Origin of the sequence: Gluconobacter sp. Dm-74, assembly GCF_018256135.1 — a bacterium.
Taxonomy (GTDB): domain Bacteria; phylum Pseudomonadota; class Alphaproteobacteria; order Acetobacterales; family Acetobacteraceae; genus Gluconobacter; species Gluconobacter cadivus.
Genome location: NZ_JAERLX010000020.1, coordinates 1 through 14,641 on the forward strand (window position 1 = coordinate 1; position 14,641 = coordinate 14,641).

The 14,641-nt window shown below is 60.7% G+C and carries 11 protein-coding genes, 2 pseudogenes and 1 other annotated feature; of the genes and pseudogenes, 9 read left to right on the plus strand and 4 right to left on the minus strand.

Annotated features, from left to right (window positions below):
- The 6 genes from JK208_RS15465 to JK208_RS15490 all read left to right on the plus strand — a co-directional run.
- Window positions 1–1,021: Tn3 family transposase (locus JK208_RS15465; RefSeq protein WP_211497472.1), on the plus strand; the 1,021-nt coding region annotated here is incomplete at its 5' end.
- A 416-nt stretch (window positions 1,022–1,437) separates the two neighbouring features.
- A complete protein-coding gene (gene repC, locus JK208_RS15470; RefSeq protein WP_211576681.1) occupies window positions 1,438–2,802 on the plus strand; it encodes a replication initiation protein RepC in 1,365 nt (454 codons plus the stop codon).
- Between the two features lies 1 nt (window position 2,803).
- Entirely contained in the window at window positions 2,804–4,165 is a 1,362-nt protein-coding gene (locus JK208_RS16005; protein ID WP_249202197.1) for an O-antigen ligase, read from the plus strand.
- Window positions 4,166–4,401: 236 nt separating this feature from the next.
- Window positions 4,402–5,247, plus strand: coding sequence for a hypothetical protein (locus JK208_RS15480; RefSeq protein WP_349292009.1), 846 nt, complete (start codon window positions 4,402–4,404; stop codon window positions 5,245–5,247).
- Between the two features lie 107 nt (window positions 5,248–5,354).
- Entirely contained in the window at window positions 5,355–5,756 is a 402-nt protein-coding gene (locus JK208_RS15485) for a hypothetical protein (protein ID WP_249202198.1), read from the plus strand.
- Window positions 5,757–5,784: 28 nt separating this feature from the next.
- Entirely contained in the window at window positions 5,785–6,024 is a 240-nt protein-coding gene (locus tag JK208_RS15490) for a hypothetical protein (RefSeq protein ID WP_211576682.1), read from the plus strand.
- Window positions 6,025–6,204: 180 nt separating this feature from the next.
- Here JK208_RS15490 and JK208_RS15495 read toward each other — a convergent pair whose 3' ends face one another.
- Genes JK208_RS15495 through JK208_RS15510 form a run of 4 tightly spaced genes read right to left on the minus strand, consistent with a single transcriptional unit; the run spans window position 6,205 to window position 11,787 of the window.
- Window positions 6,205–9,345, minus strand: coding sequence for an error-prone DNA polymerase (locus JK208_RS15495; RefSeq protein ID WP_211576683.1), 3,141 nt, complete (start codon window positions 9,343–9,345; stop codon window positions 6,205–6,207).
- Window positions 9,346–9,348: 3 nt separating this feature from the next.
- The gene (locus JK208_RS15500) at window positions 9,349–9,582 is read right to left on the minus strand and encodes a hypothetical protein (RefSeq protein WP_062106278.1); all 234 of its coding nucleotides are present in this window, start codon (window positions 9,580–9,582) and stop codon (window positions 9,349–9,351) included.
- Window positions 9,582–11,111: a DNA polymerase Y family protein gene (locus JK208_RS15505; RefSeq protein WP_249202199.1), complete on the minus strand. Its 1,530-nt coding sequence runs from the start codon at window positions 11,109–11,111 to the stop codon at window positions 9,582–9,584. The genes JK208_RS15500 and JK208_RS15505 overlap by 1 nt, the downstream gene beginning before the upstream one ends.
- Window positions 11,002–11,787: an ImuA family protein gene (locus JK208_RS15510; protein WP_211576684.1), complete on the minus strand. Its 786-nt coding sequence runs from the start codon at window positions 11,785–11,787 to the stop codon at window positions 11,002–11,004. Before JK208_RS15510 ends, JK208_RS15505 begins: the two co-directional genes overlap by 110 nt.
- 340 nt (window positions 11,788–12,127) lie before the next feature.
- Here JK208_RS15510 and JK208_RS15515 point away from each other — a divergent pair.
- The 3 genes and pseudogenes from JK208_RS15515 to JK208_RS15525 all read left to right on the plus strand — a co-directional run.
- Window positions 12,128–12,418 (plus strand): annotated as a pseudogene (locus tag JK208_RS15515) (transposase); the annotation flags it as partial.
- Between the two features lie 216 nt (window positions 12,419–12,634).
- Window positions 12,635–13,573, plus strand: a complete 939-nt coding sequence (locus JK208_RS15520) for an IS110 family transposase (protein WP_211503513.1) — start codon at window positions 12,635–12,637, stop codon at window positions 13,571–13,573.
- Window positions 13,563–13,680 (plus strand) — a sequence feature (AL1L pseudoknot). It overlaps the preceding gene by 11 nt.
- Window positions 13,588–14,480 (plus strand): annotated as a pseudogene (locus JK208_RS15525) (IS3 family transposase); the annotation flags it as partial. Its footprint overlaps the feature before it by 93 nt.
- Window positions 14,481–14,641 lie beyond the last annotated feature (161 nt).

The following is a 14,641-nucleotide window of genomic DNA, read 5'->3' on the forward strand; positions in this document are numbered from 1 at the left end:
CTTCTGGGAATTGCTGCGGATCGCGCGCTGGCATGTCGAAGGCAGCGCCTATGATCGGGCGCTCGCCATGATCGTGGAGGCCCACGCCGCCCTGCCCATGGCCGCCTTCTGGGGACAAGGGCAATCGGCATCCAGCGACGGGCAGTTCTTCCTTGCTACCGAGCAGGGCGAGGCGATGAATCTGATCAACGCGAAATATGGCAACGTCCCGGGCCTCAAGGGATACAGCCATGTGTCCGATCAATATGCGCCGTTCGCAACCCAGGTGATCCCGGCAACGGTCAGCGAGGCTCCCTATATCCTGGACGGGCTGCTCATGAATGACGCGGGCCGCCGCGTTCGCCAGCATTTTGCCGACACGGGCGGCTTCACCGATCATGTGTTCGCCGCCTGCGCCTTGCTCGGCTACAGGTTCGCCCCCCGTATCCGCGATCTCCCTCAGAAAAGACTCTATGCCTTCACGCCCAACGCGACGCCGGCCAATGTGCGAGCGCTGGTCGGAGGTAAGATCAATGAACCGCTCATCGAGCGCAACTGGCCCGACATCCTGCGCATCATGGCGACGATCGCAGCGGGGATCGTCGCCCCCAGCCAGATTCTTCGCAAGCTCGCCTCTTACCCGCGCCAGAATGAGCTGGCCCTCGCATTGCGAGAGGTGGGCCGCATCGAGCGAACCCTGTTCATGATCGACTGGATTCTTGATGCCGGCCTCCAGCGCCAGGCTCAGATCGGCCTCAACAAGGGTGAGGCCCACCACGCCCTAAAGCGCGCCATCAGCTTCCACCGCCGAGGTGAAATCCGGGATCGATCCGGCGAAGGCCAGCACTATCGCATCGCCGGAATGAACCTGCTCGCCGCCATCATCATATTCTGGAACACCATGAAGCTCGGCGAGGTCGTCAATACCCGGGCCGCCAGCGGTACCCATATCGCGCCTGATCTACTCGCCCACGTCTCGCCGTTGGGATGGGAACACATCAATCTAACCGGGGAATATCGCTGGCCCAAATCCTTAGCGTAGGATTCCGCCCCCTCCCGCAAACGCCCCCTCACAAGTTGAAAAGAGCGCGCCAAAATGGGCACACTAAACGCCCGTTTTTACACAGTTTTTTCGCTGTCAGCGCGCTTTCGAGGTTGTTACAGCGCCCGAACGGAGGCACGATGCCCGGATGTCTGGAGACGTCCCTGTGGGCGGCGCCAGCGAGTCGACCCAGAGGACCCCCGATGACGTAGCGCCCACATACCAAAAACCCCGCCTCCTCCGATCGCCAAATCGGAAGAGCCAGGGCTCCGGCAAAACAGTTGCTAGGTGAGTAATTCGTTAAATTCATCTAGCGTCAGCTCTTTTCGAAACGCAAGCACTAAATTGCGAACGGGAGCGTTTTGTCTGGTGTCCGGCCGTGAGGTGGTCCCTTCACCCCCAGACCGGACCGATCAATGGAGCATTCTGCACAGACGCAGAGGGCGCAGGCCCCGTGCACGCGGCGCGGCCGACGCCGGATCAGTGAGGCCATGCTGGCCGCACGCGACGAACTGACCACCCCCGTCCCGGCCGAGCCCGGCAAACGGGATATGCTGAACATGCTGAAATCCCTGCGGGGTGCGCTGCCCGTCAGCCGGGGAGCGGCCTCGACGCTGATCATCATGGTGGAGAAGACCTCTCCGGACGCCTGGACGACGCTTGAGACGCCCTTCATCTACGCGCACAACAGCACGCTCATGGCCTGGACAGGACTGTCGCGCAGTACGCTGCAGCGACACATCCGGGAGCTGGCGGAAGCGCGGCTTCTGGTGCCGCAGGACGGACGCAACGGACAGCGCGGCCGACGGTGGCAGGCGGAGGAGGGACAGACACAGGTTGGCTTCAATCTGGCCTCCCTGCGCTATCGCTGGCCTGATCTATTGGCCCTGAGCGCGGAACAGCGGCGACTGCGTCAGCGCGTCTCCTTTCTGCGCGACAGCATTGCCAGCCTGAACGACACGGTCCGGGCACAGGCAGAGGACCTCGGGCTTCAGAATATCATGGAGCAGGCAGTGGGGATCATGCGCAGCCGTCTGAGGACGGCCCAGCCCGGCACTCTGGAGGGGTTGTACCGGGAGATGCTGGCCCTTTCTGCCACTCTGGCCGGGCAGTACGCCGAGCCTGAAACCGGCCGGGATGATGCGCCTGTGGAAAACGCTGCTTTTTCAACGTCGTATCCAGCAGAAATGAGGCCCATGGGTCCTCAAAACGGGGCCCACTATACAGATACTAAAAACATTCAATCTTCTAAAAAAGTAGATCACGTAGCCGCCGATGGCGGCATTCGCATTGAAGAAATGCGGCGTGAAGGACAGAGCTCCAGGTCCGACCGTTCGAGCGTGTATGACCGGACGGCGCTGCGCGGGTTCAAGGGGACAGCGACGTTCTATCTCGAAATCTGCAGCAGTCTGCGGGATCTCTGTTCCTCCGGTCGGCCGACTGCCGAGCAGTTGATCGAGGCGGCCGAGTATCTGTCGGGGCAGGTGGGTGTGTCCTGTCATGCCTGGTCCCAGGCCTGCGTCGTCCTTGGGAGACTGCAGGCGGCCGTCGCCGTGATCGTCATGGCGTCACGACTGGAGCGGGGCGCTGTCATCCGGTTCCGGGATGCCTATTTCCGCTCCCTGATCGAGCGGGGGGCGCGAAACACCCTGTTCCTTGATCGCAGCCTGTATGCATTGCGGGATCATCGCACCCGGGAAGCGGGGATGCTCGCCGAGGCCGGTGTCTCGCTCGCGACCGTAGGTGTGCAAAGCACCAAAACCCGGGCGGCGTGGATCTGACATGGGGTTTGTTGCAAAGCCTACTCTTCTGCGAGTTCTTGATCGTCTCGGCGCACTGGCCACCCTGCTTCTGCCGCTGTTTCTGGTGCATTGGCGTGGTATCGCCGAGGGCTGTCTGGATGGACTGGCGGTCGGATTTCTGCTTCGGAGCGCCTTGACCCGCGATTGGTTCTGGTGTCGGCAGGGCTTCGTCTGGCCGGCCCTTGTCTGGTGGGGGTGGCTGGTCCTGTGTGCCCTGCCTCGTCAAATCCCTGTTTCGGCAGAGGCGGCTGCCAGCCTTGCCCAGGCGCTGCTGGCCATCCGTTTTCCGGTCGCGGCCTTTGCCTTGGCGTTCTGGACGTTGCAGGAATCTTGGACCCGGACATGGTGTCGCCGTCTGGTTATCACCTGCGTGCTGTATCTGGGGGGCCAAATGCTGCTTCAGGCGGTGACGGGCCATAACCTGTTTGGCAATCCCCGCTTTGGGGATGGGACACTCACTGGCCCCTACGACAAGCCGCGTGTGTCCGCGCCTTTTGCACTGCTGGGTCTTCCGGCGGCTCTGTTTGTTGGGGCGCTGTTGGGGGAACGGGTGAGAAGGTCCTGGCAGAAAGGACTCTTGACGGGGGCGACCCTGCTGCCGGTTCTCGGCTTGCTCGTGCTGGCCGGCCAGCGGATGTCTCTGGCGACATTCCTTCTCGGCACAGGCGTCTGTGCCCTGGTGCTCCCCTCACTACGACGGCCTTCGCTCGCACTTCTGGTCGTCAGTCCGGCACTCATTGGACTGCTAGCGTTCGTGTCCCCGGAGGCTTTCGGGCATCTGGTGACAAAGACCCGGACGCAGCTCGCCCACTTCGCCAGTTCCCCTTATGGGCAGATCTACAACCGGGCGGCCGTGATGATCGAAGCACACCCGGCTCTGGGGTTAGGGGACGATGCATTCCGGCATTATTGTCGATGTGAAGCGTTTCTGAGGCCCGGTCCGAGCCATCTGCAACCGGATGGAGGCGGGGTGTCGATCTGTGTTCAGCACACCCATAATCATGTGCTCGAAGCCGCCACAAACAGCGGATTTCCGGGAGCCGCTCTGTTTGTGGCGATGATCGGAAGCTGGTGGCTTGTTCTGGGACGAACCGCCAGAAGGCAGGGCGGGCTTTGTGCAGCAGACATTGGCTGGCGTGTCGGTCTCTTCGGGGCCGCTGTCCTGCATGAGTGGCCTCTGTCGTCGCAGAGCGCTTTCCTGAACATGCCGCTTGGCGGGATTGCTTTTCTGCTTCTGGGGGCAGGGCTGGCGGAAGCCGTCAGGGATCTGAAGGCGGATCGCCCTGACGACGGAGAGACTGCTCGCGACGCCTTAACTCTTTCTCAACGGCCTCCCGGATAAACTGCGCCATGCCCCTGTCGCCCACAAGCGCGATAATACGATCGCGCTCCTCAGGACTCAGGCGAACGGATGTCATTTTGAAGTTGAGTGGCGGTCTTCCCATACGCCTCCGCTACACGGCTCATGCTGCACCTGTCAAACATAAATAAAAGATATCGTCTATTGACGGATAAACGATAGCGTTTAATATGATTTGTAACGCAACATACTGTGTCCCTGTCGGTCAGGCGGGGACCGTGATCGACAGGTCCGTCATGACACTGAAAGCCATTTCAAAAACACTTTTCTCCAGCTCTGCCCTTCTGCTTCTGGCGGCTTGCAGCAGCGGGATGCCCGCGCCTGAGCCCGTATTGCTCAGTCAATTCAACCAGAACACGGACCGTTTCGGCGTTGTCAGCACTGTCGGCAAGCCAGAAGGCACGATCCAAAAGAGCGGCCGACCCTGCGATATCTATAAACTCTACACTACCGGTCTGACGGCAGGCGGCCGCGCAGCGGTGAAGGCAACTGAAGTCCTAAGTAGCGTTCTGACTTTAGGTGCGGCCCAGATGATTTGGGCTCCGGTCAAAGCCGGAACGCGTCCTCAGCAGCATACGGTCCTGTTCTGCTTCGGTTCAGATGACAAGCTTGTCGACATCTATGACAAAGATCCCACGGATTCCACCGGACCCGACCATCTGATCCTTAATCGCAAGGCTTGCAGCGCGCCGCCTGTCGCGGCACCGGCTTCACCGTCTCTTCAGGCAGAGATAACAGCACAGCCTGGTCAGCCTGTGAGCGCCGCACCGGTGGCTGTTGCGCCTGCGCCTGTGGAAGCTACTGCGCCCGCTCCGGGCGCGCCGACAACGACGGCCGATGGTGCACCAATCATCTACGAAAAGGCCGTTGCGCCGAAGGCGGCGGAAGCAGCCGGTGCGATCAGCCTGGATAATATGGCGCAGGAAGCAACAACCGGGTTGCAGCAGGTTCAGACAGGCAGGGCTAAGATTCAGGCGGGCGCAACGGCAGACGATCTGAACTCAATCAGCTCGCAGAAGGCTGTTGCCGCCAATCAGGCAGTGCTGGCCGGCAAAGCGAGTTAAGCATTTTAAACCCGTGCTGAGCCACGGTGATGATGAGCACGTTGGGAAACGGGTGTTTCCCAACTCAGTGCACAACCAATGTCGTCTGGCGAACAGGAAATATAGCCATGAATAATTCCGAAAAAACGGTACAGCGTGCGTTGGAGATCACGATATATGGAGTCTTGCTCCACGTTCTGCTCGATAACGTAGACGCCGTTATGGAGGCTGAGCCTGAGGAAGACATGCCAGAGAGTCTGTTAACTCTGCTGTCTCTTCGGAACCAGCCATTCATGATTCATGCGGTGCTGGACAATTATATCCTGAGCAAGCTCGGGAAAGAGTTTGGCGCGCCCGTCAGCGCGAACGAGGTGCTCTCGATCGCAGAAGAGAATGATCCATATTTTGGCACATTACTTGCTGCCGCTGCCGGTTCAGACATCATCACGCATCCTGATCCGTCCGCTACACCCTACTCGAACGCTCGGGTCTCAGTCGTAGAGCTTGAAGCGTCAGCAACTCGCCAATGAATGTCGAAAACCTGTTGGAGGACGAGGTATGACTGATCAGGCGATCCTCACGGCTCCCGATGAGGCATCACTCAAGGCCCAGTATATCTTGGCGTTAGAGCGCTTCGTCGACGATACGAATGCGATCCACAAGGCGGTAGAGGCAGACTTGTGCTGGTTTCCGGATATGCTTGCCCTTGCAGAGCGGGCCAGAGTGATTGCCGAGGACCTGGAGAGAAAACAGACTGTTTCCTTCGACCCATGCGATTCCGGAAATTACCCTGTTTGAGGGCCGGCATCGAGCGTAAAGCCTGTGGATTTATGGACAGCCGTTTCACGGCCGCTCGCGTCCTGATAGACAGCCCTTCCGGCTGACCACAGGCGTGGCTCTGCCCACAAGTCCACAGGTTCAACACCAAGAAGTATTTCTCTATTTTTCAAATAAGATCGGTCGAACCGATTACGCTTCCTATCGAAAGTCCCGAGCCTTCAGCAGCTCCGATCCCTGAAGCGACGGCGTTCGGTCTTCCAGACTGAGCACAACAACATGGATCACATCGCCCTCTTTCTGAAGCCTGCCCTTACAGGCCAGCAGACGGGACGCGAGAAGAGGAAGCCGGTGCTTCTCCTGCACATCTTTCCAGACAATCAGATTGGCCGTGCCGGTTTCATCTTCGATCGTGACGAACATGGTGCCGTTCGCCGTTCCTGGCCGCTGCCGCATCAGCACAAGACCCGTGAGCTGGATCCGGCGCCCATCCCGCAGGTACGGCAAATCTCCACAGCGCACGATCCCCTCTTTTCGTAAGCCCTCTCGGAGAAACGCGACGGGATGCCCGTTCAGACTAAGTCCTGTCGCCCGGTAATCCTCATGCACTGACGCCCGCTCTGACATCAGTGGCAAGGTAATCTCCGGCTCGATTACTTCCGGTAGTGGAAAGTTCCGGCCCCGATCCGCTGCTTCGAACAACGGCAGGGCCGTGTCCGCGAGCCCTTTGATCGACCAGAGTGCAGCGCGGCGCATCTGTCCAAACACCCGGAAGGCATCTGCTTCCGCCAGACATTCCAGGGCTGAGACTGGCACGTCCGCACGCCGCCAGACGTCATCAATACTCTCATAATCCGGCATCCGGGCCGCGATCAGGGCGGCCCCATGGCCGTTCGCCAACCCGCGCACCATCCTGAACCCGAGGCGGACCGCCGCGTGCCGTCCGTTTCGGCCGCGCTCCAGTGTGCAATCCCATCGTGAAGCATTGATACAGATCGGCCGGACCTCGACGCCATGGCGTTGCGCGTCCTGAACAATCTGGGACGGCGCATAAAACCCCATGGGCTGACTATTCAGGAGGGCCGCGCAGAACACATCCGGGTGATGGCATTTCATCCAGGCCGAGGCGTAGGCGATCAGGGCAAACGAGGCGGCATGGCTTTCCGGAAAGCCATAGCTGCCAAAACCTTCCAGCTGCGCGAAGGTCTGCTCAGCAAAGGCCTGCTCATACCCATTGGCCAGCATCCCGTTCACCAACTTGTCGCGGAACGGCGAGACCCCGCCTGTCGCTTTGAACGTCGCCATCGCACGGCGGAGCTGGTCCGCCTCGCCTGGCGTAAAGCCTGCACAATGGATGGCCACCTGCATGGCCTGCTCTTGGAACAGCGGCACGCCCAAAGTTTTCCCAAGGATCCCGCGCAGGGTCTCGGACGGATAGGTGACAGGCTCCAGTTTCTCTCTCCTGCGGAGATAGGGATGAACCATATCTCCTTGGATTGGCCCGGGCCGGACAATCGCTACCTGTATCACCAGATCATAGAAGGTTCTGGGCTTCATGCGCGGCAGCATGGACATCTGTGCCCGGCTTTCGATCTGGAAGGTCCCGAGCGTGTCGGCTTTCTGGATCATGCGATAGGTCTGCGGATCCTCGGCCGGGATCGAAGCGAGATCCATGCGGGTCTGATACACGGTGTGCAGCAGCTCGAACCCGCGACGCAGGCAGCCCAACATTCCGAGACCCAGAACATCCACCTTCATGAAGCGCAGGACGTCGATATCGTCCTTGTCCCAGACGATAATCTGCCGTCCGTCCATGGCCGTCGGCATCAGAGGCACGAGTTCGTCCAAGCGATCCTCGGTCAGCACAAATCCGCCCGGATGCGTCCCAAGCTGGCGTGGAAAGCCGAGAAGCTGGCGGGCGAGATGAAACGTCAGGCTGAGGCGTCTGTCCTTCAGGTTCAGACCAAGATCAGCCGCGCGCGCCTTGCACAGGTCCGGATCAGGCAGGGACGAGGCAATATGTTTGGAAAGCTGGCCGGTCAGATCTTCCGGCAGCCCGAGCACCTTGCCGACCTCGCGCAACGCGCCTTTGGGCTGATAACGCTGCACGGTCGCACACAGGGCCGCGCGATGACGGCCGTAATGCCGGTAGATCCACTGGATGACTTCTTCTCGGCGGTCACTCTCGAAATCGACGTCGATGTCGGGCGGTTCCTGCCGCTCGGCCGAGATGAACCGCTCGAACAGCAGACCCGAGCGAACCGGATCAATACTGGTAATTCCCAAAACATAGCAGACCGCCGAGTTCGCGGCGGATCCGCGCCCCTGACAGACAATTCCAAGTGAGCGGGCATGACGCACGATCGTATTCACGGTCAGGAAATACGGCGCGTAAGACAGAGAACCGATCAGCTTCAGTTCATGGGCGATCTGCGCCTCGACCTCAGGCGGCGCCCCGGCCGGATAGCGACGCGGCAGTGCGGCCTCGACCAGGCGTGTCAGTGTCTCCTGCGCGCTTTCGCCCGATCTCTCGGTTTCGGTCGGATACTGATAGGTCAGGTCATCCAGACTGAACGTGCAGGCCTCGGCAATTCGCCGTGTGTTGGCCAGAGCGTCAGGAAAGGCGGCAAACAGGCGTGCCTGCTCTTCAGGGGCCTTCAGATGGCGATCGGCGTGAACATGACGGCGGTTGCCGAGAGCATCGACGGTGCAGCCTTTCCGGATGGCTGTGACCACGTCCTGCAGAACGTGCCGGCGCGCATCGTGGTAAAGAACATCTCCTGTCACAACACAGACCAGACCGCGCGCTGTGCAGAAGCCCGCGAGCGCGTGAAGCCGCGCCAGATCTCCCGGCTGCCTGAGCACCGTCAGCGCGACAAACCGGGTCTCTTCTTCGCCTTCCCTGTGTCCGGGCAGATCCAGCAGGCTCTGAACGTGCCCGGGAAGTGCTGCCAGATCCTCGGGCGGCAACAGGATCAGGAGGAGATCCGGTGCCGCTCCGACGAGATCCTCCCACCCTAGAAGGAACACGTCCCTCTCGCCCCGGTGATGACCAAGGGTCAGAAGCTGGCAGAGACCTGCCCAGCCTGCACGGTTGCGGGGATAGGCCAGGAGTGTACTGCCATCGCGCAGAGCGAGGCGGCATCCGGGTAGAAGACGAAGACCGGCCTCCTGCGCCGCCAGATGGGCGCGGATGACCCCGGCCACGGTGTTCCAGTCGGTCAGACCGATCGTGTCATAGCCCAGGGCTTTCGCCTGGAACATCAGTTCATCCGGCTGGCTGCCCGAGCGCAGGAACGAAAACGAGGACGTCACCTGCAATTCGACGTAAGGCGCGCTCATGGTCTAGCGGCGGTGGGGATGGGGATGTCGGCTGCTGTCCGGTGCGTTGCTGGTGGGCGCGCGCATGACCACGAAGCCCGAGCGCTCGAGATAGGCGACAAGCCGTTCGGCCACCAGACGGGCCATCAGCTCGGCGGCGTCATGCGTCCGCCTGCGTCCGTCGTAACACAGCGCGTGCATCAGGACTTCGGCCACGTCCGAGGTGCTGGCCGGAATCAGATCATCGCGGGAGTCCATCAGAACATCCCCTGAAGAAACCAGTCGCCCGAACCGGACCAGGCATGGGTTCCGTCGCCTTTGCGAAACAGCCACAGGCGCAGGCCGGTCGTGGTCTCGACCTGCCAGTAGTCGCGGATCGCGCCATAGTTTTCGGCCGTGTGCCACCATTCCCCCAGCAGACGCTCAGGGCCATCGGCCGCCGCAATGCGATGCGTCTGTCGCTTCAGGACGAACTGACGGGGCGCACCGTCCGGAAGCAGGGCAGTCACCTGCACCCGGACGGGCAGATCGAACAGAATGTTCGGCCGCGCCCAGAGCATCTGGCTCGCGAGAGGCGGTTTTGCCATGTCGGCCGGAGAAACGCGAGACTGTCCGTCCTCTGGCCAGGCGGAAAACCGGGGCGCAAACTGATAGACGGCTGCAACACCAGGACGGTTGATCAGCCGGTCGATGAGGGTCGCGGGCACCGTATCGACCTGACGATCCTCTGGGTTTGAAAGTACCGGGCGAGCGGGGCCGGCCTCTATCGGCTCGCTGGCGCTGATCGTGAGGGTGACAGCCTCAATGCCAAAACCGGGTTCAATCCGGGAAATCTGATCTTTGAGGAGGCGCAGGATGCGCGTCTTGTCTGAGGTCGGATCGGACGTGCCCACACGGATGGCCTGGACCGTGCTGTCCACACGGACACAGAGAAAATCGATCTGCCGTGCGCCTTCACCGCGACGGGACAGCAGGGCGCAGGCATCTGGCACGAGAGCTTCAATGACGGTCGCAATCGCCTCGGCTGTGCCGATAGGCTCAACAAGCGAGCGTGACAGGGAGATCCGGTCCCGCACCTGAACCACGTTCAGCGGTCTTACCTGAAGGCCAACGGCTTCATCCAGGCAGGTGAGAAGCTCCGTGCCGAACCGCTTGGCCAGAGGCGCTCGGGGAAGGGCTGCAAGCGCACCAATGGTTGTCAGTCCCAGACGATTGAGACGGGATGCTGTCTCCGGGGCAATCGGCAGAGCCGAGCAGGATAGTTTGTCCAAAGCCTGTTTCTGCTGACCAGGCGGGATGACGCAGGCGCCGTCGAGGCGCGAGCGTGCCAGAGCGCGCGAGGCCGCCGCGCTGTCGCTCAGGACCAGAGAACAGGCATGACCTTTCTCGGAAAGGCGCGTCCGGACAAGAAACAGCATGGCCTCTTCACCACCATAAAGATGGGCACAGCCAGTTGTGTCACTGTACAGGCCATCCGGCGCATCGAGAGCGGGCAGGGGCGACAGCCACAGCAGCCAGGAACAGAGCTCTAAGAGAGCCTCATCATCGGCGTCAGTGTCCTGCTCAACGCACAGGAGGTCCGGCAGGACACTCCTTGCCTGGGCAAGCGGTTGGCCGGGTCTCAGGCCCGCTGCCAGCGCCACCGGATTGACGGCCGTAAGCGTCTGGCGGTTGTGCTCAGGCGCGTGCACGACAAGCGGGCGATCGGGGGGGTAATGATTCGACTGGCAGAGCTGAAGGCGCTCGGTGCGCCAGAAAGGAAGCCACAGGGCGAGGAAGCGGCGCATGGTCAGGACAGTCGAGGAGCCAGTGAGCAGGACGTCCTCCACGCACCCGCAACAGCGAGACGGAAAGACGGCGGGGGCCGGGAAGCGGCAGAACCAGTCCCGGCAGACAGAGAGGGGCTGAAGGATGAGAAGTAACCTGCCAGCGCGTGGCGCAGGCACAGGGGTCCTTTCCGGATGAGCGGGAGGCGCTGACAGGGCGCAGGAAGAAGCCAGTATTCCCGCTGCTTTCGGCGGCCAGATTCAGACGACGTACTTCTGTCAGGGAGGGAATACGCGGACCAGCTATCACGACAAGGGCGCGCTCGGGACCGCGCAGGATGTCCTCGGCCACAGTCAGAACACTGGCGTCATCGCTTTCAACGCAGATCAGGTGCCGGAGCGAGATCCCGGTCTGATGTAGTCCCCAGGCATGGAGCTGAGCGGGGACCGCCCCCAGCCAGAAGATAGGCTGGCCACTGCGCGCGAGCAGAGGCAGAAGCAGGGCGAGGCTGGAACCAATTTCAAGCGGATCGGGCACCAGAATGTCATGCAGGCAGGCGGTTCTGAGACCGCCGCCCAGGTGGTCATCGACCGGTTGCAGACCTGTTGGCAGCGCCCGGGAGATGGAATGAGGTAGGCTCCGACGCTCCAGGCATCGGACCTGCTCGCGCAGACGCGCCAGCGCGTTCGAAGTCATGACTGTTCTCCTTAACGAGAACAGAAAGAGAACAAACGAACGCGGGACGCAAGTTAATTTTTAAGAGAGACCGCTGCGGAAGACAGCGTTATCACTCCGTCCAGCAGGCTCAGAAGTGCGGCTTATCAGCGCATTTTGAGCGTTGTCAGGGTTTCGTTCGCGGACGTCACTTCGCCGATAAGAACGACCTCGTTTGATTCTGTCTGCTCGGCCAGCAGATGCGGAAGGTTGTGCACAACGTCGGCAGCGGCCTCAATGGCCGAGAGTACACCCTGATGCTCAGGAGAGAGTGAACCGCCCCGGGATTGGCGGAGACCTATTCACCTGAGAAGAGGGTCTGATGAGCAATTCTGTGAAGAAGTTTTCTCCTGAAGTCCGTTCCCGTGCGGTGCGGCTGGTTCTGGAGCATGAGGGCGAACATCCGTCTCGCTGGACGGCGATGGTGTCGATTGCCGGGAAGATCGGCTGTTCGGCGCATACGCTGAACGAATGGGTCAAGAAGGCCGAGATCGAAACTGGCAAGCGGGCTGGTGTTCCGGCCGAGACCGCAGATAGGCTCAAGGCGCTGGAACGTGAAGTGCGCGAATTGCGTCAGGCTAATGAGATCCTGCGGAAAGCTTCAGCGTATTTCTCCCAGGCGGAGCTTGTCTTATCCGATTGAGCGGTTCCTGAGGCAAAAGGGAGCCACCACTCGGCGGCGATACCACCGTGTGGCGGCGAGGATCGCATCGTGCGGAGCTTGGTCTTCAAGGATCGCGGTCGAGTTTGATGGATCCTCGTCTTTTCTTGCGACCTGAACGGATACGTGGGCTCCGGGCCCGAACGACAAGCATAGGGCAACGAGAAGATGGCCATCGATACGCTGGGAATTGATATCTCCAAGGATTATCTTGACGCGTTCTGGCATTCGCGCGCGGAGTTGCGTTCCGTACCGAACACCCCGGCTGGTTTTGCCGATCTCTGCAATTGGGTTGCCAGCGCCGACGACATCCTGTTTGTTTTCGAGGCGACTGGCGCCTATCATCGCGGGCTTGAGCGGCACCTGGGACTGGCCGCCGTTCCATTCCTTAAGGTTAATCCCCGACAGGCTCGACGCTTTGCCCAGGCCGTTGGCCGCCTGGCAAAGACTGACAGTGTCGATGCCAGACTCTTGGCGAAAATGGGTGTTGTGCTGGATCTTGGTCCGCAGCGCGTCGAGGGCGAAGATATCCACGATCTCAGAGAGTTGCTGACAGCACGTCGAGCATTGGTAAAAGATCAGGTCACGGCAAAAACCCGCCGCGCAACAGCGGTGAACCCGATCATTCAGGAACAGCTGGATCGTCGCATTTCCGACATTGCCCTGGATATTCGCGCGCTGGATGACGTCATGGCACAGATCGCCCAACAACGCGGCACGCTAGAAGACCGTATTCAACGCCTCATGAGCATTCCTGGCATCGGGCGTTTGACGGCCACTGTCATGTTGATCGACATGCCGGAACTCGGTCATCTGGATAGCAAGAAAATCGCCGCGTTGGCAGGCCTGGCCCCGATGTCACAGCAGTCGGGACAATGGCAGGGCAAGGAGCGAATCAATGGCGGCCGCGCGACCTTGCGGCGGGCAGTCTACATGCCCGCACTGGTCGCCATTCGCTTCAATGCCGATTTCAAGCGCAAATACGAGCAGCTCATCAAGGCTGGGAAAGCCAAGAAAGTTGCCATCACGGCGATCATGCGGCGCATGATCATTCTGGCGAACACCTTGCTGCGCGAAAATCGGAATTGGCTTCCCGTTCGTCCTTGACCAAGACGGATACTCGACCGCCCCTTTCGGAAATGACGGCGTTCGTCGATGAGCATCGCCAGGCCTACGGGGTCGAGCCGATCTGCAGGATGCTGCAGATCGCCCCATCAGCCTACTATGAGCGGCTGCGCAAACGGCCTGAACCAGAGCGCAGATCGGCTCAGAGCAAACGTGACGAGATCCTGAAACCTGAGATCCTGCGCGTTTTCTCGGAGCACTTTGGTGTGTACGGCGTGCGGAAGGTCTGGCGTCAGTTGGGCCGGGAAAAGATTGAAGTCGCCCGATGCACGGTCGCGCGGCTGATGCGTGATCTCGGCCTGCAGGGCGTGATCCGTGGCAAACCGAAGCGAACCACGATCAGCGACAAGGGCGCACCCTGTCCACTTGATCACGTCAACAGGCAGTTCAAGGCACCGGCGCCGAACCGGCTGTGGGTGTCGGACTTCACCTATGTCGCGACCTGGGCCGGGTTCGTTTATGTGGCCTTCGTCATCGATGTGTTCGCCCGGTATATCGTCGGCTGGCGCGTCAGCCGGACAGCACATGCGGGCTTCGTACTCGATGCGCTGGAGCAGGCAATCTTGTCCACCACTCGGATCGCGGGTCTCAATATGTCGCCATTTGCTACACCGAGCGCCTTGTCGACGCCGGGATCGAGCCCTCGGTCGGCAGTGTCGGAGAGAGTTACGACAACGCCCTGGCCGAGACGATCAACGGTCTGTTCAAGAACGAGGTGATCCACAGGCGTGGCCCATGGCGCTCGTTTGACGCTGTGGAATACGCCACTCTCGAATGGGTGGACTGGTTCAATAACCGACGCATCCTCGAGCCCATCGGAAACATCACGCCGGCCGAGGCCGAGCAACAGTTTTATGCCGCTATGGATCACGTCCCCATGGCAGACTAACTTAAGAAAACCAGTCTCCGCCAATCCCGGGGCGGTTCACTTACTAAAAAGCACTCGGCTCTAGGAAAAAGAGGAATTGTGCAATTTTAGGGTGCTATCGCCATCAGGCTCCCCCGACCCCATGACCGATCATTGTCATAGGGTCGGCGAGCCGATCGAAT